Here is a 26,186-nt window from a genome sequence, read left to right as displayed (position 1 = left end):
CGTTCCATGCCGGTCGGAGTGCCGGCTGCAGGGTCCGATACGGGATCCGGCCGCGGATCGCGTGCGGCGATCCACGGCCGGAAAAGACCCTACAAGACACTCCCGGCCACCGCCGACGGCGGCGGCCGGCGAGCGGGATCGGATCGAGGGGGAACGGGCGTCAGTCGCCCGCGTGCTCCACCACCCGGCTCCACTCGTCCAGGAGTTCGTCCGCGGCGTCGTCGTCGGGGCCCTCGGCCCACACGTGTGTGACCGCCTCGGCCGGGTCCGGCAGCACCAGCGCCCAGCGGCCGTCGGTCTCCACCACGCGCACGCCGTCGGTGGTGTCGATCTCCCGGTCGCCCGCGGCCTCGACCACGCGGCGCATCACCATGCCCTTGGCCGCCCACGGCGTGGCCACGTCCCGCCGGCGCACGTGCGCGCGCGGGATGCGCGCGTCGATCTGGCTCAGCGTCAGCTGGGTGCGCGCGACCAGGCCGATCAGCCGGACGAACGCGGCGGTGCCGTCGAAGACGGTGCTGAACTCGGGGATGACGAACCCGCCGCGCCCGTCGCCGCCGAAGATCGTGTCGTCGGACTGGGCGGCCCGCGCCAGGTCGTCGGGCGAGGTGGTGGTCCACTGCACCTGGACGCCGTGATAGGCCGCGACCTGCTCGGCGATCCGGGTCGTGGTCACCGGCAGCGCGATCTTGCCGCCGCCGCGCTCGGCCGCCACGCAGTCGAGCAGGACGAGCAGCGCCCGGTGGTCGTCGATGATCCGGCCGCGCTCGTCCACCAGCGACATGCGCTCGCCGACCGGGTCGAAGCGCACGCCGAACCCGGACTTCGAGGAGGCGACGATCTCGCCGAGCCGCAGCAGCCCCTCGTGCCGCTCGTCGGCGGTCTCGGTGGGCCGGGCGTCGTCGAGCCCGGAGTTGACGGTGAGCGCGTCGATGCCCAGCCGGCCCAGGATGCTGGGCAGCAGCAGGGCGGCGTTGCCGTGCGCGGCGTCCACCACCACCTTGAGCCCGGACTCGGGCACCCCGGTGATGTCCAGGGCCTTCAGCAGCGATCCGGAGTAGCTGTCGAACGGCCGCGCGGGGAACGTGAGTTCCCCGATCTCGCCGGGGAAGGCCCGGCGATACTCCTGGCGCGAGAAGACCCGGTCGAGCTTGCGCTGCGCGGCCTGCGAGAGGTCGGCCCCGCGCTCGTCGAAGAACATGATGTCCACCGAGTCCGGCACCCCGGGCGTGGTTCGGATCATGATCCCGCCGGCCGAGCCGCGCGCGGTCTCCTGACGGGCCACCGGCATCGGCACGTTCTCCAGGTCGCGCACGTTGATCGCGCTGGCCTGGAGCGCGGAGATCACCGCCCGCTTGAGCGCCCGGGCACCGCGCGAGTGGTCGCGCGCGGTGGTGACGGTGGCGCCCTTCTTGAGCGTGGTGGCGTAGGCCCCGGCCAGCCGGACGGCGAGTTCGGGGGTGATCTCGACATTGAGGATGCCGGAGACCCCGCGCGGGCCGAACAGGTACTTCTGACCGCGCGACTCCCAGATCACCGAGGTGTTGACGACCGCGCCGGCCTCGATCGTCTTGAACGGATAGATCCGCACGTCGCCGGAGACCAGCGACTCCTCCTCGATCAGGCACTCGTCGCCGATGACCGCGCCCTCCTCGATCCGGGCGGCGCGCATCACGTCGGTGTTCTTGCCGATCACACAGCCGCGCAGATTGGTCTGCGGGCCGATGTAGACGTTGTCGTGCACCACCGCCTTGTGCAGGAAGGCGCCGCGCTTGACCACCACGTTGGAGCCGAGCACGGTGTGCTCGCGCAGTTCCACGCCGCCCTCGACCTTGGCGTAGTCGCCGATGTAGAGCGGGCCCTTGAGGATCGCGTCGCGGTCCACCTCGGCGCCCTCGGCGACCCATACCCCCGGGGACAGTTCGAAGCCGTCGATGTCCACGTCGACCTTGCCGGTGAGCACGTCGGCCTGGGCCTTGAGGTAGCTCTCGTGGGTGCCGACGTCCTCCCAGTAGCCCTCGGCGACATAGCCGTAGATCGGCTTGCCCTCCTTGAGGAGCTTGGGGAACACGTCACCCGACCAGTCCACCGACACACCCGCGGCGACGTAGTCGAAGACCTCGGGTTCCATCACGTAGATGCCGGTGTTGACGGTGTCCGAGAAGACCTGACCCCAGGTCGGCTTCTCCAGGAACCGGTCCACCCGGCCCTCGTCGTCGATGATCGTGATGCCGAATTCGAGGGGGTCGGGCACCCGGGTCAGACAGACGGTGACCAGGGCCCCCTTGGCCCGGTGGTACTCGACCAGTGCCGTGAGGTCGAAGTCGGTGAGTGCGTCGCCGGAGATGACCAGGAACGTGTCGTCCTTGAGCGCCTCCTCGGCGTTCTTGACGCTGCCCGCGGTGCCGAGCGGGGTCTCCTCGTTCGCGTACGTCAGGCTCATGCCGAGTTCTTCGCCGTCGCCGAAGTAGTTGCGTACGAGCGACGCGAGGAACTGGACGGTGACGACGGTCTCGGAAAGCCCGTGGCGCTTGAGGAGCCTTAGCACATGCTCCATGATCGGTCGGTTGACCACCGGCAGCAGCGGCTTGGGCATGCTGGAGGTCATCGGGCGCAGGCGGGTGCCTTCGCCTCCGGCCATGACGACGGCCTTCATCGGTCTCGTCCTCCTATCGCGTCACACCACCCGCACCCACGGCTGAATTGCCGGGGCCGGGTGGCGTGGCTTGAGTATCTCGTGATCGCCGTGTTGTCCGGCGTTCCCTTCGCTACCCGGCGGTCGCTGTGCGACTCGCCTTGTCCGCGGCCACGAGCCGTTTGGCCTGGGCTGCGTAGAGGACTCCTGCCCACCAGTACAGCGCGGTACCCCACCAGGCGAACGCCCATCCGAAGATCGCGGCGAGAGTTGCGACACGTCCGGTGCCGTCGCTGAGCAGCAGGAGCGGGAAGGCGTACATGAGATTGAAGGTCGCGGCCTTGCCGACGAAGCTGACCGAGAGCGCGCCGTAGCGGTGCCGGCGCAGGATCAACAGCACCACGCCCATGAACAACTCGCGGCCCAGGATGATCGCGGTCAGCCAGATCGGCAGGATCTCGCGCCAGGTCAGGCCGACCAGGGTGGCGAGGATGTAGAGCCGGTCGGCGGCCGGGTCCAGGATCGCGCCGACCTTGCTGACCTGGTTCCAGCGGCGGGCCAGTTTGCCGTCGAGGTAGTCGCTGATCCCGCTGAGCATGAGCAGCGCCAGCGCCCACAGGTCGTGTTTGGGGCCGCCGAACTCGGGCGCCAGGATGAGCCACAGGAAGACGGGGACACCGAGCAGGCGGGCGAAGCTGAGCAGGTTGGGGATCGTCACGATCCGGTCGCTGGGAGCGTCGACGCCGCCCTCCCGGGTAGGCGGCGGGGCCGCGTCCACGTGGGCGTCCACGGGTCCTCTGCTTTCTTCCGGTGGTCTTCGTTCGAGGTCAGCCTATGTCGCGCCGAACGGGCTCAGCGACGCCCGGAGCCGCCGGAGACCGGGTCCGGGGCGGGGCTCTCGGGCGTGCCGGTCTCGGCCGCGCCCTCGCCGGCGCTCGCGGCCTCGGTGCTCGCGGCGCCCGGTGCGGGGAGCGTCGGCAGCGCGGTGCGATCGCGCAGGATGTGCAGGACCAGGGTCAGGGTGAGCACGATGCCCGCGATCAGGTAGCCGTTGCCGAGCACGAACTCGATGGGCGTCCAGTGCCGTTCCCGGTCGCCGTCCCGGGGGGCGAGCCAGATCAGGCCCCAGGGCTGGAGCGTCTGCGCGCCGTCCCAGTCGCCGAAGACGTTCAGCCGCATCGGCCAGGCCGCGAAGAACACGAAAAAGGTGCCGGTCAGCCACCACCACAGCGGTCTCGCCCGGGTCAGCGCGGTGTGCGTGAGCAGAACGAACACGGGCACGACCCACACCCAGTGGTGCGACCACGAGATGGGCGAGACGAACAGCGACAGGCCGCCGGTGACCACTACGCCGACCAGTTCGTTGCCGTACAGCGAGGCGCGTGCGGCGGCCAGGAGGCCGAGCGCCCCGATGACCAGGCAGAGCAGCAGCCACAGCCCCGTGGCCGCCCCGCCGTCGCCGAGCATGCGGGTGAACATGCCCTGCACCGACTGGTTGTTGAGGGTGCCGACGCTGAGCTTGGAATTGACCTTGCCGCTGATCGACACCAGGTTCGCCCAGTAGTACGCGGACGCCGACGGCGCGGCGACCAGACCCACCAGGACGGTGCCGACGAACGCGCCGGAGGCCACGGCGGCGGCCCGGAACCGGCGGGTGATCAGCAGGTATACGACGAAGATCGCGGGGGTGAGTTTGAGGCCGGCCGCGACGCCGACCCCGATGCCCTTGTAGCGGCGATCGTCGGGCAGCGCCAGGTCGAGCACGATCAGCGCCAGGAGCAGCAGATTGATCTGCCCCCAGACCAGCGTCCATTCGACCGGCTCCAACCACAGGACCACGGCGAAGGTGGCCGCGCTGACCCCGAACCGGCCCGCGCCGCGGCGGTAGCCGAGCATTCCCCACGAGGCCCAGACCACGGCGAACAGCGAGAGCAGGCTGAGGCTCGCCATGAACCATTTGAGGCCGGCGAAGCCCAGCGGCAGCACGACGTAGAAGAGCAGCCCGGAGATCGGCGGGTAGATGAAGGGCAGTTCCCACTTGCCGTAGTTCTCGGTGTAGATCCGGTCGCCGTCGCGCAACCTGTGCACGGCGTCGTGATAGACGCTCAGGTCGAGCATGTGCCACATGTCGCGGCGATTGAGGTAGGTCCACAGCGCCCACAGTCCGAGCGAGAGCACCATCAGGGCGCCGCCGACGAGCGCGACGCGTCCGGGCCGACGGGGTTCCCGGCTGTGCTCGTGCCCGAACGGGACGCGGGGCGCGAGCGTCAACAACTCGCGGCAGGAGGTGACGAGCACGCGGGGCAAGGACATGTCGGTCGGGGACTCCACAACTGCACGGTTCAATGGGCGCCAGTCCGGGTGGCGCCGGGTCAGGATATCCACACGGTCGAAACGGCCCGGCGTTCAGTGCCGCGGACGGGAACCGCGGACCGTGACACCGCGTCCGTCCGGACGGGGGCTACACCCCGGCCGGGGTGGGCGTGGAACTCCCCGGGGACGGTCGGCCCACCGGTTCCGGCGGATCGAGAGTAACGGCTTCCGCCGACGGGCTCGCGCACTTTCGCCGGCTCGCGGCCAGACCCACCGCGATCGTGAGCAGCGCGGCCAGCCCGGCGAGAGTGTACGCGTCGGCCAGCACCAGGTCCCACCCGGCGAGCCGCAGTTCGCGGCCGTCGCGGTAGGGCACCTGCCAGATCAGTCCGGTCGGCACCGGCACCGGCAACTCCACCCGGCGTCCCGGCACCGCGGCGGTGAGCGCGACCAGGGCGAGCGCGGCGAGCCCGGCCCGGATCCGGAACGGACCGGCCCGCCGGGCGACGTCGACCAGGAGCACGCCGCCGGGCACGATCCACACCCAGTGGTGGGTCCACGAGATCGGCGACACCAGCAGTCCGGTCAGCGCGGTGACGCACAGGCCGGCCAGGTCGCGGCGCGGGTCGTTCGGTCGGCCGCGGCCGATCACCGCGGCCAGGGCGAGGCCGCCGGCGCCGACCGCGCCCGCGATCGCGAACCACAGCGGGCCCGGCGGGGGTGCCTCGTGGGTGAGGCGGATCAGTATCCCGCGCAGCGACTGGTTGCCCGGGAGTTGCACGGGGCCGACCCGGGTGTCGTCCAGGAACAGGCCGCCCCAGTAGCGCAGCGACTCGCGCGGCAGCACGGCGAAGGCGACGAACAGTCCGGCCCCGAGCGCGAGGACGGCGTTGCGCCCCTCGCGCACCCGGCCGGTCAGGAACAGGTAGGGGATCAGGATCGCCGGGGTGAGCTTGAGCCCGGCCGCCAGACCCACCCCGCAGCCGCGCAGTCGGGTACCGGGCGCCCGGGAGAGGTCGGCCAGGATCACCACCAGCAGCAGCAGGTTGATCTGGCCGAACCGCAGCGTCTCCTGGACGGGTTCGCTCCACAGCAGGACGGCGGCGGTGATCGCCGCCGCGGGCAGTCGGCGCGGGCGGCGCACGCCGACCATGCCCCAGGCCAGATGCGCGGCCAGGGTGAGCAGCACGAGGTTGCCCGCGACCGACACCCAGCGCAGCACCCCCCACGGCAACCAGGCCAGCGGGGTGAACAGCAGCGCGGCGCACGGGGTGTAGGTGAACGGCAGGTGGGCCATCCCGACCGACATCGAGTAGAGCCGCCCCCGACCGTCCAGGATGGCCCGCCCGCCGGCCTGGTAGACCCGCAGGTCGCCGAGCCACCACATGGCCGCCGGCCGGCTCAGCGCGAGCGCGACGTAGGCGGTGACCGACCCCGCGATCAGGGCCGCGGCCAGCACCGGGAGACGTCCGGGGAAGCGCTGGATGCGACGTGACGTCTCGGGCATGCACCTGATCGTGCCACCGCCGACGTCCGTTTGCTCCGCACTACTCCGTGCGCGTCACGGTGTTGTGTTCATCGGATGTTCCGAGCCGTTGCGAACCGATCCGTCCGATGCCACCGCCTATGTCGACTTCTCGTCCTACTTGTCTGCGGGCCTGTCCTCGGGCTTGTCGGCCGGCTTGTCCGCCTGCCTGCTTTCCTGCGCCCGCGCCCGCGAGCGGCCCACCTCGGCGTAGAAGCGCAGCACGTCGAGGTCGTCGACCGAGCCGGGGTTGACCGCGTCCTCCAGGGCGCGCCCCTGGAGCAGCTTCTTCACCGGGATCTCGATCCGCTTCCCGGTGAGGGTGTGCGGCACGCCCGGCGCGGCGATGATCTCGTCCGGTACGTGCCGGGGCGAGACCTCCTCGCGGATCACCGCGCGGATCCGGGCCTGGAGCGCCTCGTCGAGCGTGTGGCCGGGCGCGGGGACCACGAACAGCGGCATCCAGTAGCCGCCGTCGGGCAGCTCCAGACCGACCACCAGCGACTCGCGCACCTCGGGGAGGCGTTCGACGGCCTCGTAGATGTCGCTCGACCCCATCCGCACGCCCTGCCGGTTCAGCGTCGAGTCGGAGCGGCCGTGCACCACGACCGTGCCGCGCTCGGTGAGCGTGATCCAGTCGCCGTGCCGCCACACGCCGGGGTAGGTGTCGAAGTAGCTGGCCCGGTAGCGCGCGTCGTCGGGGTCGTTCCAGAAGTGGATCGGCATCGAGGGCATCGGCTGGGTGATCACCAGTTCGCCCACCTCGTCGACCACCGGCCGGCCCTGCTCGTCCCAGGCCTCGATCGCGCAGCCCAGCGCCCGGCACTGGATCTCGCCGAGATATACGGGCAGGTCCGGGCTGCCGCCGACGAAGGCGCTGCACACGTCGGTGCCGCCGCTGACCGAGGCCAGCCACATGTCGGCGCCCACCGCGTCGTAGACCCAGCGGAAGCCGTCCGGCGGGAGCGGCGAGCCGGTGGTGCCCAGCGCCCGCACCCGGCTCAGGTCGTGCGAGGCGCGCGGGGTCAGCCCCTTCTTGCGGCAGGCCATCACGTAGGCGGCGGAGGTGCCGAACCAGGTCACCTCGGCCCGCTCCACCACGGTCCACTGGGCCTCGGGGCCCGGGTAGCCGGGGCTGCCGTCGTAGAGCACGATCGTGCTGCCCGCGAGCAGGCCGCCGACCAGCATGTTCCACATCATCCAGCCGGTGGAGGTGTACCAGAAGAAGCGGTCGTTCGGGCCCAAGTCGAGCTGGAACGCGGCCTGCTTGAGGTGTTCGAGCACGATCCCGCCGTGGCCCTGGACGATCGCCTTGGGCAGGCCTGTGGTGCCGGAGGAGTACAGGATCCACAGCGGGTGGTCGAAGCCGACCGACGCGAAGTCGAGCCCGTCGTCGGGCAGGTCGCGCCCGATCACCTCGGCCCAGGGCAGCACGCCGTCGGGCGTCGGCTCGTCGAGCAGCGGTACGTGCAACACGTGTCGCACGGTCGGCAGGCCCTCGCGCAGTTCGGCGACCACGTCGGCGCGGCGGACCTCCTTGCCGCCGTAGCGGTAGCCGTCCACCGCGAGCAGCACCACCGGCTCGATCTGCTGGAACCGGTCGAGCACGCTGCGCGCGCCGAAGTCGGGCGCGCAGGCCGACCACACCGCGCCGATCGAGGCGCAGGCGAGCAGCCCGATCACCGCGTGCGGGGTGTTCGGCACGTAGGCCGCGACCCGGTCGCCGGGGCGCACGCCCAACTCGCGCAGGGTCGCCGCGCAGGACGCCACTTGGCGGCGCAGCTCGACCCAGGAGATCTCGCGCGGGGTCAGCTCCTCGTCCAGGTGGACGATCGCGGGGCGCTCGGGGTCGCCGTCCTCGGCATGCCGCAGCACCTGCTGGGCGTAGTTCAGCCGGGCGTTCGGGAACCAGCGGGCACCGGGCATGGTCCGGTCCGCCAGCACCACCTCACGATCGCCCAGGTCGAGGTCGAACCAGTCGCACAGCGAGGCCCAGAACGCCTCGGGTTCGGTGGTCGACCACTCCCACAATCGGGCGTAGTCCACGGCGTGGACGCCGCGTTCGGCGGCGAGCCACGCGCGATAGCGGGTGACCGCCGCGGCGGCGACCCGCTCGGCCGACGGCTGCCACAGCAACTCGGCCCGCTCGCTCGATTCCGTCATCTTTGTTGCCCCCTCCACGCGGTGTGCCCCCCGACCCTGCCATCTCGCGCCCGCGCGCGCATCCCCCGGGCGAGTCGCAAAGGATCTTCGTGCGGACTCTGGACGCGGCGGAGCGAACGCGGGATGTTACCGACGGGAAACAAGTCCGGCGGCACAACCGGCGAAGGAGGCCCCGCATGCCCACCCCACACCCCACCGTCAGCGACTCCGGCACCGACCGCGAACGCGTCGCGGAACGGCTGCTGGCCGCGTCCCACGCGCACGCGTTCGATCCGATCACCGACGTCGACTGGGACGCCCCGCTGGTCGACGGCGCCTACTTCCTGCCCGCGCATCGGGTCAGTCTGTACGGCACGCCCCTGTGGGAGCGGATGAGCGAGCGGCAGCGCGTCGACCTGTCCCGGCACGAGGTCGCCTCGATGGCCAGTGTCGGCATCTGGTTCGAGGTCGTGCTGATGCAACTGCTCATCCGGCACGTCTACGACCGGCCGTTGACCTCGCGACACGTGCAGTACGCGTTCATGGAGATCGCCGAGGAGTGCCGGCACTCGACCATGTTCGGCCGGTTGATCGACAAGCTGGAGTGCCCGGAGTACGGACCCGGCCCGTACGCGCACATGGCGGCGCGGGCGATGAAGACCTTCGGCTCGGGCGTGCAGGCCTTCGCGATGGCGCTGATCGCCGAGGAGGTCCTGGACACGATGCAGCGCGAGATGACGGCCGACGAGTCGCTGCAGCCGATCACCCGGCAAACCGCCCGAATCCACGTGATCGAGGAGGCCCGGCACGTGCGCTACGCGCGCGACGAGGTGGCCCGGGGCGCGCCGCACCTGTCCCGGGCGGAGCGGGCGATCACCCGGCTGGCGCTGGCCCGGGCCGCGCACATCATCGCCACCCGACTGGTGCACCCGGGGGTGTACGCGGCGGTGGGTCTGGATTCGGCCGAGGCGTATCGCGCCGCGCGGGCCAATCCGCACCGGCTGGACACGCTCGCCCACTGGTCGCGGCGGCTGATCGGGTTCTACGACGAGCAGGGCCTGCTCGGTGGGCCGGGCCTGCGGTTGTGGCGGGCGTCGGGCCTGATGGGGCGTCAGGAACCGTCCCCGGCACGCCGACGGGTGTGACCGTAAATACCCCCGGTCGGGTTGGCGCACGGAACTGACGATCCGTCAGACTGTGGTCCGGACACACATCGGACGAGACGGCCAGACGAGTTGGAGGGCCCCGTGACGAAGGACCACAAGCCCGTGGTCCCCGGTTGGTTCACCACGTCCGGGGAGGATTTCTCCCTCCTCGGCACCCGGTGTACCGCCTGTGGGACCGTGTTCTTCCCGCGCCGGGAGACGTTCTGCGGCAACCCGGCGTGCTCCGGCACCGAGTTCGCCGAGATACCGCTGTCCCGGCGCGGCACCGTGTGGTCGTACACGAACGCCGGCTACCGCCCGCCGGCGCCGTTCGTGTCCGATCCGGACGTCGAGTGGCGGCCGTACACGATCGTCGCGGTGCGCCTGGAGGCCGAGGGCCTGATCGTGCTCGGCCAGGGCGCGCCCGGGGTGGGCGTGGACGACCTGAAGGTCGGCGACACGGTGGAGATCGTGCCTGGCGTGCTGTACGAGGACGACGAGTACGTGCACACCACGTGGAACGTGCGGCCGGTGGAGGTTCGGGCATGAGCAACGACCGCGAGATCGTCGTCCTGGGCGCGGGCATGCACCCGTGGGGCAAGTGGGGCCGCAACTTCGTCGAGTACGGCGTCAAGGCCGCCCAGGACGCGCTGAAGGACGCCGGGCTGGCCTGGCAGGACATCCAGTTCGTCGCGGGCGCGGACACCATCCGCAACGGCTACCCGGGCTTCGTCGCCGGCGCCACCTTCGCCCAGGCGCTCGGCTGGACCGGGGCGCGCATCTCCAGCTCGTACGCGGCCTGCGCCTCCGGCTCGCACGCCATCGCGAGCGCTCGCGCGCAGATCCTGGCCGGCCTGTGCGACGTGGCCCTCGTGGTCGGCGCCGACGCGGCCCCCAAGGGCTTCTTCGCGCCGGTCGGCGGGGACCGCCCCGACGACCCGGACTGGGTGCGCTTCCACCTGCTCGGCGCCACCAACCCGGCCTACTTCGGGATGTACGCCCGGCGGCGGATCGACCTGTACGGCGCCTCGGTCGAGGACTTCGCCAAGGTCAAGGTCAAGAACGCGCGCAACGGCCTGGCCAACCCGAACGCCCGCTACCGCAAGGCGTTCACCGCGGAGGATGTGGCCGCCTCCCCGATCGTGTGCGACCCGCTGCGGCTGATGGACATCTGCGCGACCTCCGACGGCGCGGCGGCCGTGGTGCTGTGCAGCAAGGAGTTCGCCGCCCGGCACACCACCGACCCGGTGCGCATCTCGGCGGTCTCCACGGTCACCCCGACCTTCCCGAGCGCGCTGATCGAGCTGCCCGACATCGCGACCGACTCCTCGGCCGCGGTCGCCCCGCAGGAGTTGTCCTTCCGCGCCTCGCTCGCGCACGCCGCGTACGAGGAGGCCGGCATCGGGCCCGAGGACCTGAGCCTGGCCGAGGTCTACGACCTGTCCACCGCCCTGGAGTTGGACTGGATCGAGGATCTGGGCATCTGTGCGCGCGGCGAGGCGGAGAAGCTGCTGCGCGACGGCGCGACGGAGATCGGCGGCCGGATCCCGGTCAACGCCTCCGGCGGCCTGGCCTCGTTCGGCGAGGCGGTCCCCGCGCAGGCGATCGCCCAGGTCTGCGAGCTGACCTGGCAGTTGCGCGGCGAGGCCGGCGACCGCCAGGTGGCGGGCGCACGCGTGGGCATCACCGCCAACCAGGGCCTGTTCGGGCACGGTTCGTCGATCGTGGTCACCCGCTAGCGGCCTGCGGGAACGAACCGACAAGTCACCGAAACGATCCCGGAGCCCCGGCCGCGACACGGCCCCGGCCGGCTCCGGGGTCGCTTCCGTTGTACGGAGGTGTGCATGGGTATTCCGGACGGCATCGGCGTGGTCGACCTGCTGATGGGTCTGCCGAATCGGGACCGGCGCTGGTGGGCGACCGCGATGGCGGGCACCCTGCGGGACGAGGACAGCCGGACCGGGATGACCCATCCGGCCGGCTACATGTTCAAGGACCTGCCCGAGATGGAGCGCACCGATTCCTCGGCCGAGGACCTGCTGCGCGAGATGGACCGGTTCGGCGTGGAAAAGGCGCTGATCCCGGTCTCGTTCGAGGACCCGGACACCCTCGACGCGGTGCGCCGGCACCCGGATCGGCTGCTCGGCAGCTTCCAGGTGGATCCGACCGACGTGATGGCGGGCGTGCGCGGGTTGCGCCGGGCCCGCGAGGAGGCGGGCGTCCTGGCCGCGACCTTCTTCCCGTGCGGCTGCACACCCCCGGTGCCGATCGACGACCGGCTGGCGTATCCGCTCTACGCGACCTGCGTGGACCTGGGCCTGCCGGTGTTCGTGAACGCGGGCATCCCCGGGCCCCGGGTGCCGGCCGCGGCGCAGGAGGTGATGCGCTTCGACCGGGTCTGCTACGACTTCCCCGAACTGACCGTGGTGCTGCGCCACGGCGGCGAACCGTGGTGCGACCTGGCGGTCAAACTGATGCTCAAGTGGCCGGGCCTGCACTGGTCCTCGTCGGCGTTCGCGCCCAAGCACTACCCGCGCGCGATCGTCGACTACGCGAACACGCGCGGGGCGGACAAGATCATGTACGCGGGCTACTTCCCGTACGGGCTGACCCTGGACCGGATCTTCGCCGAGTTGCCCGGGGTCGGCTTCAAGGACGAGGTGTGGCCGAAGTTCCTGCGGACCAACGCCCTGCGGGTGCTCGGGCTCTGATCGACCGCCGGCGTTCAGCCCGCCGTCGGGGCCAGGGCGAGTGCCGCCTCGATCGGATCCGCGCCGGGGCGGGGGTCGATGACGGCCAGGACCGGGACGGTGACGCCGGCCGCGACGTAGCGGGCGATTCGCGCCCGGCACTCGGCCGGTTCGCCGTGCACGATCAGGTCGTCGAGCACCGTGTCCGGGACCAGGTCCAGGGCCCGCTTGCGGTCGCCCTCGGCCCACGCCTCCCACATCGGCGCCAACTGCTCCTCGCGCCCGAGCCACCGGTGGAAGTCGGCGTAGACCGGGACGGTGAGGTAGGCGGTGATCATCCGTCGGCCGATCGCCCGCGCGGTGTCCCGGTCCCCCGTCGGCACGACGAAGATCCGCGCGACGACCTCCTTGTCCGGGCCGCCCTCGCGCACATGGGGCACCACCCGCTCGACGTCCTCGGCGGAGAGCCAGTTCAGGATCGCGCCGTCCGCCTCGCGGCCGGCGAGCCGCAACATGCCCGGGCGCAGCGCGGCGACCAGGATCGGCGGCGGGCTCTGCGGCGGCCGGGACAGCCGGAAGCCGCGCACCGCGAAGGTCTCGTACTCCTCGGTGACCTTCTCCCCCGCGAACGCCGCGCGCAGGAACCGCACGGTGTCCCGCACCCGCTGGTACGGCCGGGTGAACTCGGCCCCGTTCCAGCCCTCGACGATCGGCGCGGAGCCGGCACCGAGGCCCAGGTGGAAGCGGCCGGGGGCGACCTCGGCGAGTGCCGCCGCGGTCATCGCCAGGGTGGCCGGGCCGCGCGTGTACGGCGAGACGATCGCGGTGCCCAGGCGCACGTCCGGGTCGGCGAGGGCCGCCACGGCGAGCGGGGTGAAGCCGTCCGAGCCGTCCACCTCGGCCGACCAGACGTCGGTGTAGCCCGCCTTGCGCAACTCGCGGATCAGGCGGGGGTGTTCGGTGAGCGGGGCGTTGAGCGGAACGGTGATCCCGAAGCGGGCCTGATCCATGCGTGCTCCTTCGCGTACTCCCGAGACGGTCGTGGTGGTCGATCAGGACTACCACAGCGCGGCCGTGCGCACGACGCGCCGCTCGCGCCAATGGCGAGCGTCGGCAGCTGGGCGGCCGGGCAGCGGGGCGACCGGGCGGCGGGGCGACCGGGCGGCGGGGCGGCGGGGCGGCCGGGCAACGGGGCAGCGGGGCGGCGGGCAACGCGGCGGCCGGGCAGCGCGGCGGCGGGGCAGCGGCGCAGCGGCCGGGCAGCGCGGCGGCGGGGAGCGCGACCGGGCAGCGCGGCGGCCGGGCGGGCGGCGTGCCGACGTGCGTGTTCGCCGTCCGAGCCGGCGGCACCGGGATCGTCGTGAGCGGCCCGGCCACCCGGACGAGCACGGCGGCGTCGACGGGCACGACCGCGGAACGCCGCCGCGTCGTTCGGGCCGATGGCCGGGGCGCCGAGGCTGATCTCGAGGGTGACCACCGCGCGGTAGGCGGCCAGGGTGCGCGCCCGGTCGGCGGGTTCGACCCCGAATGCCCAGGTGAGCGCGGACACGCTTCGGTCGGCCGTGGTGACCGCGGCGACCGCGACGGCGACGGCGCGCCGACCCGGTCATGCGGCCGGGAACGGGTGCTCCGCCGCCGATCGACGAGCCCTCCGCACCGTTCACCGAGGTGTGGGAACCGCGTCCGGCGGCACACGGCGAGGTGTCCGCCGACGTGCGCCCGACCGGTACGCGCGAGCTTCTGCACGTGCACGTGCACGAGGGCACGACGACCGTCGAGGTGGGCGGCGCGACGTTCGCCGCCGGCCCACGCGCGGCCATCGGCCGCACGTGTACGCGACACGAGCCGGTCCGGCCGGCCATGACCGTGGTCCAGGCGGATGTGCCCGGCCCCCGGCTACCGGGAGGTCGGCGCCGCCGCTTCCCGGGGCACCGTGGCCTGGTAACCCGCGAACAGCGGCACGTAGCCGGTGGGATCCGTCACCACACACGCGAAGGGCCGGTCGAAGCACACCGGACGCGGCTTGGGGGTCCAGCTCACGGGGGTGAGCTGGACGGCGCTCACCGCCGCCGCCTCGACGCCCTCCTCGGTGACCCGCAGCAGCGACTCCTGGACCATCGCGTCGATCCGTACCGGCTCGTCGCTCGCCCAGCGAAAGTCCGCGGCATCGCCCAGCGGCGCCGCCACGCCGAGCTCCCGCAGCCGCGGCACCACGTCGAGCCGGGTGCGCAGCTCGAAGCGCGGCACGGCCACCTCCACCGCCGCGCCCTCGTACGGCTTGCCCGTCTCGCGCGGCGCCCACCCGGCGGTGATCACCGACGCCGGCGGGGCCTGCGGCGGGCCGAGCGCGAAGCGCACCCTTGCGGGCCGTTCCCCCGCGCACGGCAGTTCCACCACGGTGACCTCGCCGTCGCGGCCGTCGATCGTCCACACATCGGCGGCGGGCACCTCCCGGTGCATCATCGGGACCGGCTCCCGGGCGCCGTCGGCGGCACGGAACGGCCGATCGCGCGTGCGCGCGGGATCGAACCCGTCCCGCCAGCGGGCGCGCAGCGCGAGCGCGCCGACCACGAGCAGCCGCGTCGCCTCGGAGATCCGCACCGGCATCCGCTCGATCAGCCCATCGGTGGCCCGCGCGACCCACCGGTCCAGCGCGTCCGCCTCCACCGGCGACCCGAATTCGACCTCCGCCAGCGAGGCCCGGAACTCGGCCCGCAGCGGCGCCGCGCTCCACACCCCGGTGGCCACCGCGAGCGCCTCGATCGCGGCCAGCTCGCGCGCCACCGCGTCCACCGCGGGCGCCGCCTCCGGCCAGGCCAGACCGACCACGTCGGCCAACTCCTCGGCGGTGTCCCCGTCCGCGCCGACGGCCGGCACCGCGAGGGCCAGCCACAGGCCGGTCGGCGAGCACACCACGTCGCCACCGGCCGACCGCACCCCGGCGTCGCTCAGCATCGCGTCGAGCAGGCGCGAGGCCAGCTCCCGTACGGCGCCCGCGTGTTCGCGCAGAGCCGGTTCCATCCGATCACCCTTGTCGTCGCCACGTCGTCGCTGCCCGGAGGTGTTCCGTGTCCCCCCGGCCGAGGAGATCCATGCCTCCCGACCGTAGTGTCGTGCGTCATGGACGACTTCGGCGGGGACGTGGAGCTGCGCAGACTCATCGACCGGCAGGCGATTCGCGACGTGGTGTCGCGGTACTGCCGGGGCATCGACCGGATGGACCTCGACGCCGTCCGCGCGTGCTACCACCCCGACGCCACCGACGAACACGGCAGCTTCACCGGGACGGTGGACGAATTCCTCGGGTGGATCGGGCGATTGCTCCCCCGATACACATCGACCATGCATCTGACCGGCAACCACCTGGTGGACTTCCGCGACGACACGCCCGATCTCGCCCGTTCGGAGACGTACGGGATCGCCTTCCACCGCAGCGCCGACCCGGCGCCGCGCGGCAACCTGACCACCGGCTTCCGCTACATCGACGACTTCGCCCGGCGCGACGGCGTGTGGCGGATCGCCCGCCGGGTGGCCACCACCGAGTGGGTCCGGGTCGACGACGCGGCCGGGCAGTGGCCGGTGCCCGAGGGGCTGCGCACGGGCCGACGGGACCGCAGCGACGCGGTATACGCGCCGTTCCCCGCGGCCCCGGGCCCGCCGGCCTGATCGATCGGCCTCGCGCTAGCCGATCGGCTCCGCCACGGTCTCCCCCGCCTCCGGTGCCTCGACCGGCTCGACCGACTCGACCGGCTTGCGGAAGACCCGGGTCGCGTGGATCTCGCCGACGATCTGCGGTGCGTCCGGCTCCTGCGGCACCGGCAGTCCGGGCCGCAGGTGCTCCTCGACCGAGATGTACTTCAGCCCCGCCCGCAGGTCGGCGTCGTTGCGCAGCCGCACCACCAGCGGGAACTCGGCCAGCGCCGTGGTGTCGAACAGCCCCGTCGTGTACACCAGTTGCACCCCCAGCGCATCCGCCACCGCGCGCTGGAGCTCCAGCAGATACGACGCGTTGGCCCGCCCGATCGGGTTGTCCAGGAACAACGTCCCGGCGTGCCGGTGCCGGGCCCGGCCGCGGTCGTTGCTGCGCAGCGCCGCCATCGTGCAGTAGAGCGCGATCGCGGCGGTGAGCAACTGGCCGCCGGAGAACACGTCACCCATCTGCCCCACCGGCACCCGTTCGGCCCGCAACACCGAGTCCGGCTTGAGGATCTCCACCTGCACCCCGCGCGGGCGCAGCGCCGCGTGCACCCCGCGCAGCAGCAGCGTCATCCCGTCCCGCCGCACCCCGCCGACCGTACCGTCGCGGCCGCGCCGGATCGTCCGGGTCGCCTCGTCGACCACCTCGCCCAGCGCCTCGACCAGGGCCGCCGCGTCCGGCTCGTCGAAGCGGATCCGCAGGAACTCCTGCCCGGACCACTCGCCCAGCTCCTCCGGCAGCCGGGACAACCGCTGCGCGGCGCGCAGCGTGGTCAGCGCGGCCTCCACCATCCCGCGCATCCGGTCCACGATGCTGTCCCGGTTGCGTTCGATCTGGCGCAGCTCGTCGGTGAGCACCCGCAGTCGCGGCGCGAAGGCCGCCGACCAGGCGGGTGCGTGCTCGGCGAGCGCGGCCGGCGGCAACTCCCGGATCTGCTGCCGTGCGGGCATCCGGACCTGCTCGAAGCGGGTCGCGCCCGCGTGCCGCACCAGCGTCTCGGTGCGCTCGCGGACCTGGGCCTCGGCGGCGGACAGGTCGGCCGCCGCGGCCCGCAGCGCGCGCCGGCACGTGGTCGCCGCGTCTCGGGCGTCGGCGACCGGACCCGCGAACGGCGTCGCGGCCGGCTGCTCGGGGTCCGCCGGCACCGCCGGCAGCGTGTCCGTGAGGGAGCCCGCCACCTCGCCGAACGCGCCGGCCGCGTGCTCGGCGTCGGTGTGCTCGCGCGCCAGGCGCCCGTGCGTCTCGCGGGCCGACGCGACCTCCTCGGTCCGCGTCGCGTGCTCGGCGCCGGCGGCCCGCAACAACTCCTGCGCGTGTGCGCCGTCGCGGGGTCGCTGCTCCTCGGGCAGGTCCAGGTGGTGCTCGCGGCCCTCGGCGGGCGCGTGCCGCTCCACCTCGCCGCGCAGTCGGCCGAGCAGTTCGCTGGCCGCGTCGGCGCGCCCCTCCAGGGTGCGTACGTGGTCCTCGGCGCGACCGGCGGCGGCCAGGCGCGAGGGGCCGTCGGAGCCGTCGAATCCGTCCAGCAGCTCGGCGGCCTGTCGGCGCACCTTGGCGGTGAGCCGGTCCAGGGTGCCCTGTGCGGCCGACTCCTCGCTCTCCGCGCGGGCCTGCTCGGCGCGCAGGTCGGCGCCCACGCCCACCTTCTCGTACAGCGCGCGGGCGGTGCGGTACGCCTCGCGCAGCGCGGGCAACGACGCGCGGGCGGCGGCCTCGTCCGCCGCCTCGTCGGCGACCGGCTCCTCGGACGCGCCGGTGATCTCGGCGCGTTCCTCGCGCAGCGCGCGGGCGGTGCGGCGCGCGTCGTCGGCCGAGCGCTGTGCCTGCCGGCGGTCCTCGTCGGCGGTGCGGGCGAGCAGTCGGTCCGCCTCGGCGCCGGCCTCGTGTTCGGTGGTCTCCTGCTCCAGTTCGCGGATCCGGCGCGCCCACCCGGCCCGCTCGCGCAGCCGGAAGGCGAGCCCGGCCAGCGCGTCGGCGCGGCGGCGCGCGGTCTGTGCGGCGTCCATCCGCCGATCGCGCCGATCCACGGCCTGCGCCCGGTCCTGCTCGGCGGTCACCGCGGCGATCTCGGCGGCCTCTCCCGCGGCCTGTGCGGCGGCCAGCTCGACCCGCGCGTCGGCGACCGCCTCGAACAGTTCGTCGAGCCGGCCTGCCGGGCAGGCCGCGCGCCATGTCGCCAGCCGCCCGGCGAGCGCCCGATCGGCCTCCAGGCGCGCGGCCCGCTCGCGGATCGCCTCCTGCCGCTCGCCCGCCCGCCGGCGCAGCGCGTCCCGCTCGGTGTCGGCGGCCCGCTCGTCGTGCATCGCCGGGTTCGGCGGCACCAGGAACGTGTCCGCCCGCTCCTCGCCCGGCTCCAACAGGGCCTGCGGGGTGCCCACCGCGACGGCCGAGCGCGGCAGCAGCGCGGCCTCGGCCAGCACGTCCCGGGCCCGCTCCATCGCGTTGTGCATGGTGACGATCACGCCGTCGACCAGCTGCGGGCGGGCCGCGAGCACCGCGGCGTGCCGCTCGGCGGGCACCGACTGGGCCAGGTAGCGCCAGCCCGGCAGGGCCGGAATGCCGTGCTCGCCCAGGAGTTCGACCGCGGCCAGCACGTCGGGGCCGGCGGGCAGCAGACCGCCGTCGCCCAGCGCGGCCAGGATCCGCGAGTCGTCGGCGGCGCCGGTGCGCAGGTGGAACAGGGTGCGCTCGCCCTCGCCGACCGCCTCGGCAAGCAGTTCGCGCAGCACGTCGGCGGCCCGGTCGAAGGTGCGCGCGGCCTGCTCGCCGATCGCCGACTCGGCGTCGGGGCCCAGGAGTTCGCGCACCCTCGGCTCGGCGGCCAGCGCCGTCGCGTTGTCGTGCACGGCGGTCAGGTCGGCCTCGGCCACGCCCAGCCGGTCCGCCGCTCGGGCGGCGGCCAACTCGGCCCGGCCGCGCGCGGATTCGGCCTCGCGCACCCGCGCCGCCGCCTGTTCGGCGCCCGCCCGGGCCTCGGTCCAGGCGGTGGCGGCGGCCTTTTCCTCGTCCGAGGCGCGCGCGGCGGACTCGGCCGGGTCGCCGTCGTCGTCGATCCAGCCCGCCTCGACCGCGAGTTCGAGTTCGGCGCCCACCTCCGCGAGCCGGCCGCGCAGGTGCGCCGCCTCGCTGCGGGTGCGCTGCGCCTCGGTCGCGGCGGTGGTGGCGGCCCGCTGCGCCCGCTCGCCCCGCTCCTGGAGTTCGGCCGCGCGCCGCTCCTCGGTGTCCGCCCGGCCCTCCGCCCCGGCGGCGGCCGCGTGCAGCGCGCGCACCAGCGCCGAGGCGGCGTCCTGGCGGGCGGCGAGGGCCGGCGCGGCGTCCCGCTCGGCCGCCCGGATCGCCACGTCCACCCGCTCGGCCCGGTCCACCGCGGCCCGGTGCCGCAACACCGCCTCGGTGGCCAGCCAGGCCGCGTGCAGCCCGCGCGCGTCGCCGAGTTCGCGCTTGATCCGGGCGGCGTCCTTCTCCGCGGCGGTCAGCCGCATGCCCGCGTGCCGGTGGGTGATCTCGGCGGTGACCAGGGCGGCGTGTGCCCGAGCCCGCTCGGCGGCGTCCACGGCCGCGGCGGAGTCGGCCACCCGCCGGGCCAGTTCGGCCGCCCGCTCGCGCTCCCGCTCGGCCCGGGCGCCCAGTTCGCGGCCGAGCCCGCGCGCGGCGTCCTCGGCGTTGCGGTGCACCGCGCGTACCCGGGTGCGCCGCGAGGCGGCCTCGCCGACCGCGTCCAGGAGTTCGACCGCGCCCTCGACGAAGTCCCGTTCGGCGGTCAGCTCGGCACGCTGGGCGAGCTTGACCGCGAATCCGTCGACCAGGTCGGCGAGTCCGTCGGTGTCGGCCGGGTCGGAGACCGCGCGCAGCAGCAGGTCGACGAAGTCCGCGTCGTTCTTGACCGCGAACAGGCCCGCCGCCTCACCCTCGTCGGCGTTCATCTCGCGCTGGTAGCGGAACAGTTCCGGATCCAGGCCGAGCAGGTTCAGGTGCTCGATCCAGCGGTCGTGGATCTCCTCCCAGACCACGTCCACGTCCGGGTAGACCTTGTGCAGTTCGGTCATCGCGTCGCGGAAGCCGCGCATGGTCCGCCGCCGCCCGCCGACCTGCACCGGCAGCGCGTCCAGGGTGAGCCCGGGCCCGGGTCGGAAGGAGTACCAGCTCTCCGCGAACTTGCGCGGGTCGGAGGAGACCTGTCGGCCGCGCCATTCGCTGACCTTGCCGACCACGACCGTCTCGCCGGTGAGCACGTGCTGCCATTCGAGCGCGACGTGCCCGCAGTCGTCGGCGAGCAGGAACTTGCGCAGCACACCCGAGCTGGCCCCGCCGAGGGTGTTGCGGTGTCCGGGCAGCATCACCGAGAAGATCAGCTTGAGCAGGACCGACTTGCCGCCGCCGTTCTCCAGGAACAACACGCCCGCGGGCGCGGGTCGGCGCGGCGGCCCGACCGGCTCGCCCTCGAACAACTGCGCCTGCCTGGGCGCCGGGTCGGGCACGGGCGCACCCACCCCGCGCAGGTCGAGCACGGTGTCGGCGTAACGCGCACCGGCGGGCCCGATGGAGAACAGGCGGACCCGGGACAGCTCGTACATCGGCGGTCAAATCTCTCTGGTCGAAGCACAGGACGAAACAGGTGGAACGAACGGCACGAAACACACACTCCGCGGAACATCCGAAAAACACACGCACGCACGGACGGACGGCACCAGGCGCACCCGGCGCGGCACGCGCGGACGATCGAGACCCGCGCCGCACCGGTCACCGCCACCCGGCACGCGGGTCAGACGCCGTGGAAGGGCAACCCGGCCCCCGGCACCAGTTCGCCGTCGACCGCGGCGGCCAGCAGGCTCGGGCTGCCGTCGGTGACCGCCACCACGCCCAGCTCCAGCAGCTCCGACATCGCCGCCGAGCCGGCCGTGTCGCGGACCTGGAGCTGGTAGCGCGCCGTGGTGCGGTAGGTGCCGCCGCCGTCGTCGGAGACCCGCTGCAAAAAGCCGGAGTCGACCAGGAACGCCACCGCCTTGGCCACGATGCCCACGGTGGACGCGGCGAGCCGGCGGGCGTCCTTGGTCGCGCCGGTGGCGCTGCGTCTGGCGTAGACCCGCCAGGCCGCCTCCAGGCTCGGCCCGTCCACCTCGGGGTCGCTGATCTCGCCGCGCAGTTCGGCGCGTTCCTCCAGGCGGCGGCAGGCCTGGCGGACGAAGGCGTCCACCCCGTGCACGCTGAGCCGGCCCACGTAGGCGTCGTCGGCCAGGTCCTCGGGGCGCGGGAAGGCCATCGCGGCCACCGCCAGGTGGGCCAGGCCGTGCAGGAAGCGGTCGGCCGACTCGGTACCGGCCCGACGCGCGTAGTCGCCCATCCGGACGGCGAACACCGAGTCCTCACCGGCGGTCACCGCCATCCCGGCACGCGGCGACACCTCCAGGACGACCAGGCCGAGCCCCGCCGCGACGGCGGCGGCGAGCGCCGCGAAGCGCGGATCCTCGCGGTGTCGGCGGATCAGGTCGGCGTATTCCGCGTCGCGCGCCGGCAGCAGCTTGGGCTGGAGGCCGAAGGCGACCAGGCGGGCCGCGTCGCCGACGTCGGCGGAGGTGATCGGGGCGGCGTCGGCCGCCGTGTCGTGGTTCATCCGGGGGTGGGCCCTTCCGGCTCGGGGCGCGCGCCGGTCAGAACCGCCGTGCCGATGATCAGGTCGGCGCCGCCGACCTCGGGGTCGTCGAGTTCGGTGCCGTCGTCGACGGCCACGAGCAGGGTGCGATCGCCCTGGCGCAGCGCGGTCCCCACCGGCGGCGAGGCCGCGTGGAACGCGAGCAGCGCGACCAGGTAGCCGAGGTCGGGATCGGCCTCGCGGGCCTCGGCGAGCAGCCCGGACAACCGGCGCGGGGTCTCCGGCGGGATGTCCAGGAGCAGCGCCGCCGCGTCGTGCTGGCGCTCGCTGTAGCGGCTGTCGTCGGGGGTGAGCGACACGTCGGGCTCGGGCAGTTCGGCGCCGAGGTGGTCGCGTGGCGCGGGCGGGGTGAGCAACATCTCGGTCAGGTCGTGCAGGCGCACCGCGACGGGGGTGCGCAGGCCGGTGCCGGCGGCGAAGAACCGGTCGGTCGCCCGGCGTGCGTCGCCGACGGGCAACTCCAGGAGCGGGCGCAGCAGTTGCCCGTACAGGTCGAGCCCGGTGCGGGTGCTCGGGGCGGCGAACGCCTGCCGGTCCTGCTCGGCCCGGAACAGCGGCCCGGCCTCCATCAGCCGGGTCTGCAACTGGGTGTGTCGGCGGATGCAGTCCTGGACGATGTCGACCAGCTCGGCCGCGCCGCGCTTGCGCTCGCTCTCCTCGGCCTCGTCCCGGGCCCGGCGGATGTTGATCAGGATCGCGTTCTCGTGCCGGTAGCGGTCCGCGACGTGGTCGAACGCCTCGTCGATCAGGTCCGGCACGGCCTGGAGCCAGTCGACGGCGCGCACGTTGCGCCGGGTCGCGTCCAGCGCGCGGCGCAGCGATTCGGCGTACTGCACGGTGCGGTAGCGGGCCTGCTCGGCGGCGAACCTGGCCTCGGCGAGCCGGCCGCGCCGGATCAGGTGGTCGAGTTTGACGTCGGCGGCGATCTGCGCGCTGGTCACGTCGGTGTCGAGGGCGCCGACCAGGACGTTGATCGCCTCGTCGGTGGCGCGCAGGAAGATGTGCCCGTCGGGGCCGGGGACCTCTTCGAGGAGCTTGAAGTCGTAGTCGCGCCGGATGTATTCACCCTCACGGGTCCACATGCCGTAGACGGCGCGAAAGCCCCGGTCGACGCTGCCGACGTTGATCAGGTTCTCCAGGACCCAGCGGGCGACCCGCTCGTATTCGGCCGGGTCGCGCCCGGGGGCCTGGGCGGCCACGCGCGGGCGGAGCCGGCTGACGATCTCCTCGTGGTCGGCGCCGGTGTCGAAGTCCATCGTGACCGTGACCAGGTCGATCGCGGCGAGGCCGAGTTCGGCCATCGCGTAGACGGTGTACTCGCCCGCCAGGTTGGCCTTGCGCGCCTCCAGGTCGTGCAGCGGCGCGGTGCAGGCGAGGGCCTTGAGGCGGCGGGCCAAGCCCTCCTCGGTCACCCCGGAGCGGGGGTGCGCCGCGCCCGGGGGCAGCGCCGGGCCGGCGGGCGGCGGCAGCTCCCCGGGCCGGACGGCTCGGGCGGAAACGGTCATGGGAGTAGAGCCTAGGACGTTCGGCCGACAGCCTCGGCGCCCGCCCACCCCGGATGGGGCCGAACGGGGGCGGGGTCGGCCGGGGGTCGGCTACGTCTCGCTCACATCTCGCTCAGCCTGGCCTTGGCGGCGGTGCGCACCTCGGCGTGCTCGGCCGGGTCGCCCGCGAGCCGGCGCAGTCGCGTCACGGCCTCGGGGCGGCGCGCGTCCACGTGGCGCGCGGCGATCAGTCGGGTGTCGGCCTGGCAGTCCCAGAGGGCTTCCACGGCCGTCTCGGCGGCGAAGGACGGCTCTATCCGGGCGAGGGTCTCCACGGCGCAGGCGCGCAGTCCGGCGGAGGCGGCGTCGCGGTAGACGTCACGGATCAGGTCGAGCGCGTCGACGAGGGCGAGGCGCCCTATCCCGGTGACCAGGTCGCGCAGCCGGAAGTGGTCGGCCTGGTCGGTGTCCGCCGCGCCGATCGGGGGCGCCGCGGCCACCCTGGCGCGCAGCGCGTGCAGCAGAATCGGTCCGTCTGCGGGTTCCCCGGCACCGGCCAGTATCCGCACGGCCACCTCGCCGAGCAGGTCCTCGCGGGCGGCCCAGGTGCGCGCCCGGGCGACCGCGGCGGGGGTGCGCAGGCCGCCGATGGCGTGTGCGGCGGCGAGCCGCACCCCGGTGGGCGCGTCGGGCGCGAGCGCGCCCTCGGCCAGGTCGAGCAGCGCGCCGTCGCCCTGTTCGCCGAGGTAGCGCAGCGCGGCGGCTCTGGCGCCGTCGGGTCCGGCCCAGGCGGCGGCCAGGATCGCGCCGCGGTGCTCCGGCCCGGCGACGGCGGCGAGCCGTCGGCCGCAGGCGAGCGATTGGCGTGGCCCGTCGGCGGCCTCGGCGAGCACCTGGTCGACGGTCTGCGCGGGCGCGGTCGGCGGTGTGCCGGGGCGCACCGAGCGGGTCAACTCCCAGCGCCACCAGTCCAGGTCGACCTGTTCGACGACGGCGCGCACCCGCTCGTCCTCGGCCGCCCACGTCCGCCAGGGGCGCATGCCGGTGGAGCGCTTGACGCAGTCGTAGAGTTCGTCGTCCTCGCCGCGCTCGAGCACGATGTCGAGCATGCCGGTCAGCGCCGCGTCCTGTCCGATGGCGGCGAGCCGGTCCAGCGCCTCCGGCCAGTCGCGGCCTTCCTCGACGTAGGAACGCAACAACTCGGTCGCGTCGGCGCGGCCGAGGCGGGCGAGCGTGCCGAGGACGGCGAGGGGGAGCGCGGTGCGGTCCGCGTCCTCGTCGGTCCAGTCCTCCTCGCACAGCAGATGTCGGGCGAGGCCGTCGAGGCCGGCGTCGAGGTCCGCGTAGAGCCGCGCGTAATAGAGCGAGCGGGACTCGGTGGCCGGAACGGCACGGGGATCGCGGACCACGCAACCGTCGAGCGCGTCGAGCACGGCGACGCGGTCGGCGACGAGGGCCCGCCGGGCGCCCTGTCCGTGGCCGCTGCGAAGCAGGCCGAGGAGGGCGTCATGCGAGGTGATGACCGGATCGAACATGCCGCAAGCATCGGTGGCCGGCAACCCTGGAGCAACAGGATTTAGGACACATGTACCCGTTGCCCGTTGTTTCGGCGAACCAGCGGGCGCCGTTGTCACCGTTTCGTCACCCGAAGCCATGAACTGTACCGCCCCCGTTGGCCCACCCGCCGCCCGGGTGTGCGAGGACGCCGCCCGGACGAGGGGCGGCCGCTCGGGTGTCGAGAGGGGAGCCCGGGTCCGCGAGGGGCGGGTGCTCGGGCGGGCGTCCGGGTCCGCGAGGGCGAGCGAGCGTACGAGGGCGGACTTCCGGCCCGCGAGGGCGGGCGGAGGCGACTGTGGGGGTGTGCAAGGACACCACCCGGACGCGAGGGGCGGCTGCTCGGGTGTGCGAGGGGCGGAGCCCGGGTCCGCGAGGGGCGCGCGTCCGGGTCCGCGAACGCGGGCGAGCGTACGAGGGCCGGCGTCCGGCCCCGCGAGGGCGGGCGGAGGCGGCCGTGGGGGTGTGCGGGACCGGGCGAACAAGGGCGGCCGAAGGCCGACGTCCGGGTCCGCGAAGGCGGGCGGACGCAGGCGCCCGGATCCGCGGAGGAGGCCGGGGACGGTTCAGGATTGTTTCGGCACCGGGATGCGTGGGCGGTCGTGTCGGACGGTGCCGTAGTCCTCGCCGTCGAGCGGGCCGAGCACACTCGCGGGTACGAAGGACTCCATGGCCCACGCCCGGGTCTCCACGTCGGCGGCGAAGCCGTACGCCCCCCAGACGGGCCAGCGCACGCGGGCGCGCCAACTGCCGTCCCGGTACTGGTGCCAACTCACCAGGGTGACCTCGAGGTGCTGCCCGTCCGGGAGGACCATGCGCACCCGGGGGCCGGTCGGGTGCGCATCGGCCTCCTTGCGGCGCTCGCCGACCCGGCTCGGCGGCGACTCGCGGACGCCGAGCGGTTCCGTGGCCGGCGTGGGCGAGTCGCTGCTCACGGCCGGATTCCGTACTGCTGCGGTCTGGCTGCTCACGCGGCCATTGTGCGGCGCCGAAACGATCCGCCGGCCCGAAATGCGCCGCCGCGCGCACGCGTCCCACCCGTACGGCGCACGGGAGCGCCACGCGGATGGGACGTGTGGGGGGTGCGGTCGGTCAGGAGACCACCCGGAGTTCGGCCGGACCGACCACGCTCAACCCGAGCACCGCGGCCAGGTCCTCGACGAGGTTCGCGGCCTGGTCCGCGGTCAGTCGTTCCACCGTCCACTCGTCGGTGGGCCGACCGTGCTCGTCGGTGTGCGGGCCGAATCTCAGCTCGATCGGACGTTCGGCGTCGGCGGACGGCAGCACCGGAACCCGGGCCACCAGGGTGACATTGTTCGACATGACGTCGACTCCCTTCGGAGAGCGAAAACGA

At 73.7% G+C, this 26,186-nt stretch carries 18 protein-coding genes; 5 read left to right on the top strand and 13 right to left on the bottom strand.

What is annotated here, in order from left to right; all coding sequences use genetic code 11:
• Positions 1-160 precede the first annotated feature (160 nt).
• From B4N89_RS28675 to B4N89_RS28655, 5 genes are all read right to left on the bottom strand, one after another.
• Positions 161-2,656, bottom strand: coding sequence for a mannose-1-phosphate guanyltransferase (locus tag B4N89_RS28675; RefSeq protein ID WP_078978663.1), 2,496 nt, complete (start codon positions 2,654-2,656; stop codon positions 161-163).
• A gap of 112 nt (positions 2,657-2,768) precedes the next feature.
• Positions 2,769-3,425: a CDP-alcohol phosphatidyltransferase family protein gene (locus B4N89_RS28670; RefSeq protein ID WP_201260924.1), complete on the bottom strand. Its 657-nt coding sequence runs from the start codon at positions 3,423-3,425 to the stop codon at positions 2,769-2,771.
• A gap of 62 nt (positions 3,426-3,487) precedes the next feature.
• Positions 3,488-4,948: a glycosyltransferase 87 family protein gene (locus B4N89_RS28665; protein WP_078978661.1), complete on the bottom strand. Its 1,461-nt coding sequence runs from the start codon at positions 4,946-4,948 to the stop codon at positions 3,488-3,490.
• A 148-nt stretch (positions 4,949-5,096) separates the two neighbouring features.
• On the bottom strand, positions 5,097-6,455 hold the full coding sequence (locus B4N89_RS28660) for a glycosyltransferase 87 family protein (RefSeq protein WP_078978660.1): 1,359 nt from the start codon (positions 6,453-6,455) through the stop codon (positions 5,097-5,099).
• A 135-nt stretch (positions 6,456-6,590) separates the two neighbouring features.
• On the bottom strand, positions 6,591-8,636 hold the full coding sequence (locus tag B4N89_RS28655; protein WP_078978659.1) for an acetoacetate--CoA ligase: 2,046 nt from the start codon (positions 8,634-8,636) through the stop codon (positions 6,591-6,593).
• A 176-nt stretch (positions 8,637-8,812) separates the two neighbouring features.
• Here B4N89_RS28655 and B4N89_RS28650 point away from each other — a divergent pair, with 176 nt between their 5' ends.
• The 4 genes from B4N89_RS28650 (at position 8,813) to B4N89_RS28635 (ending at position 12,471) form a co-directional block, all read left to right on the top strand.
• On the top strand, positions 8,813-9,760 hold the full coding sequence (locus B4N89_RS28650; protein ID WP_078978658.1) for an AurF N-oxygenase family protein: 948 nt from the start codon (positions 8,813-8,815) through the stop codon (positions 9,758-9,760).
• Between the two features lie 102 nt (positions 9,761-9,862).
• Positions 9,863-10,309: a Zn-ribbon domain-containing OB-fold protein gene (locus B4N89_RS28645; protein WP_078978657.1), complete on the top strand. Its 447-nt coding sequence runs from the start codon at positions 9,863-9,865 to the stop codon at positions 10,307-10,309.
• Positions 10,306-11,499: a lipid-transfer protein gene (locus B4N89_RS28640; protein ID WP_078978656.1), complete on the top strand. Its 1,194-nt coding sequence runs from the start codon at positions 10,306-10,308 to the stop codon at positions 11,497-11,499. Before B4N89_RS28645 ends, B4N89_RS28640 begins: the two co-directional genes overlap by 4 nt.
• 105 nt (positions 11,500-11,604) lie before the next feature.
• Positions 11,605-12,471 carry an amidohydrolase family protein gene (locus B4N89_RS28635; RefSeq protein ID WP_078978655.1) on the top strand — a complete coding sequence of 289 codons (867 nt, stop codon included), beginning with the start codon at positions 11,605-11,607 and terminating at the stop codon, positions 12,469-12,471.
• A gap of 14 nt (positions 12,472-12,485) precedes the next feature.
• Here the strand turns inward: B4N89_RS28635 and B4N89_RS28630 are convergent, their stop codons facing one another.
• Positions 12,486-13,460, bottom strand: coding sequence for an LLM class F420-dependent oxidoreductase (locus tag B4N89_RS28630; protein ID WP_078978654.1), 975 nt, complete (start codon positions 13,458-13,460; stop codon positions 12,486-12,488).
• A gap of 886 nt (positions 13,461-14,346) precedes the next feature.
• On the bottom strand, positions 14,347-15,471 hold the full coding sequence (locus tag B4N89_RS28625; protein WP_078978653.1) for a serpin family protein: 1,125 nt from the start codon (positions 15,469-15,471) through the stop codon (positions 14,347-14,349).
• Between the two features lie 99 nt (positions 15,472-15,570).
• Here B4N89_RS28625 and B4N89_RS28620 point away from each other — a divergent pair, with 99 nt between their 5' ends.
• On the top strand, positions 15,571-16,116 hold the full coding sequence (locus B4N89_RS28620; protein ID WP_078978652.1) for a nuclear transport factor 2 family protein: 546 nt from the start codon (positions 15,571-15,573) through the stop codon (positions 16,114-16,116).
• A 15-nt stretch (positions 16,117-16,131) separates the two neighbouring features.
• Here the strand turns inward: B4N89_RS28620 and B4N89_RS28615 are convergent, their stop codons facing one another.
• The 6 genes from B4N89_RS28615 to B4N89_RS28590 form a co-directional block, all read right to left on the bottom strand.
• Positions 16,132-20,718 carry a hypothetical protein gene (locus B4N89_RS28615; protein WP_078978651.1) on the bottom strand — a complete coding sequence of 1,529 codons (4,587 nt, stop codon included), beginning with the start codon at positions 20,716-20,718 and terminating at the stop codon, positions 16,132-16,134.
• Between the two features lie 188 nt (positions 20,719-20,906).
• Positions 20,907-21,755: a hypothetical protein gene (locus tag B4N89_RS28610; RefSeq protein WP_078978650.1), complete on the bottom strand. Its 849-nt coding sequence runs from the start codon at positions 21,753-21,755 to the stop codon at positions 20,907-20,909.
• Positions 21,752-23,299: a hypothetical protein gene (locus B4N89_RS28605; RefSeq protein WP_235618831.1), complete on the bottom strand. Its 1,548-nt coding sequence runs from the start codon at positions 23,297-23,299 to the stop codon at positions 21,752-21,754. The genes B4N89_RS28610 and B4N89_RS28605 overlap by 4 nt, the downstream gene beginning before the upstream one ends.
• A 101-nt stretch (positions 23,300-23,400) precedes the next feature.
• Positions 23,401-24,813, bottom strand: coding sequence for a hypothetical protein (locus tag B4N89_RS28600; protein WP_078978649.1), 1,413 nt, complete (start codon positions 24,811-24,813; stop codon positions 23,401-23,403).
• Between the two features lie 585 nt (positions 24,814-25,398).
• Positions 25,399-25,803: a hypothetical protein gene (locus B4N89_RS28595; RefSeq protein ID WP_143658120.1), complete on the bottom strand. Its 405-nt coding sequence runs from the start codon at positions 25,801-25,803 to the stop codon at positions 25,399-25,401.
• Between the two features lie 121 nt (positions 25,804-25,924).
• Positions 25,925-26,155 (bottom strand): hypothetical protein, encoded by a 231-nt coding sequence (locus tag B4N89_RS28590; RefSeq protein ID WP_078978647.1) that lies wholly within the window; start codon positions 26,153-26,155, stop codon positions 25,925-25,927.
• Positions 26,156-26,186 lie beyond the last annotated feature (31 nt).

The sequence above is a fragment of the Embleya scabrispora genome (assembly GCF_002024165.1).
In the GTDB taxonomy this organism is placed as follows: Bacteria; Actinomycetota; Actinomycetes; order Streptomycetales; family Streptomycetaceae; genus Embleya; species Embleya scabrispora_A.
This window is presented reverse-complemented; position numbering and strand designations above follow the sequence as displayed.